At 73.6% G+C, this 552-nt stretch carries 1 protein-coding gene; it reads right to left on the reverse strand.

The window, feature by feature from the left end; all coding sequences use genetic code 11:
• Positions 1–536: sigma factor (locus tag ABD298_RS18625; protein ID WP_344301344.1), on the reverse strand; the 536-nt coding region annotated here is incomplete at its 3' end.
• Positions 537–552: the final 16 nt, after the last annotated feature.

Here is a 552-nt window from a genome sequence, read left to right on the forward strand (position 1 = left end):
ACGAAGCGCATCCGGATCAGCCGCATGTCCTCCTCACTGGCACCCTCCAGCGCCGCAGCGAGCATCTGGCGCTCCTCCACCCGCTCGAACCCCGGGTCCGTGAACGAGACAACACACGAGGACGGGCCCCCCGCCTCCGGCTCCGACACCCCATCCAGAGGCTCGATCGCCACCCCGACCATCGCCGAGTCCGCACCCCTGGCCTCGGCCACCTTCCCCGCCGCAGCACCCGTGGCCTCGCTCAGCTCCGCCGTGGTGGGCTCACGCCCCAGATCCTGCTCCAGCCGCTCCCGCGCCGCCCGCACCCCCAGCCGCAGCTCCTGCACCGACCGCGGCGGACGCACCACCCACGACTGGTCCCGCAGATGACGCTTGATCGTGCCCGCGATCGTGGGCACCGCGAACGGCACGAACCCATGCCCGGACCCCTCCCGGTACCGCTGGGCCGCCATCACCAGGCCCAGCCGCGCCACCTGGCGCAGGTCCTCCGGATCATGCCCCGGCACCCGGTACCGGCGCGCCAGCGCATCCGCCACCCCCAGATGCTCGGCC

This window comes from Sinomonas flava (assembly GCF_039531875.1).
Lineage (GTDB): Bacteria > Actinomycetota > Actinomycetes > Actinomycetales > Micrococcaceae > Sinomonas > Sinomonas flava.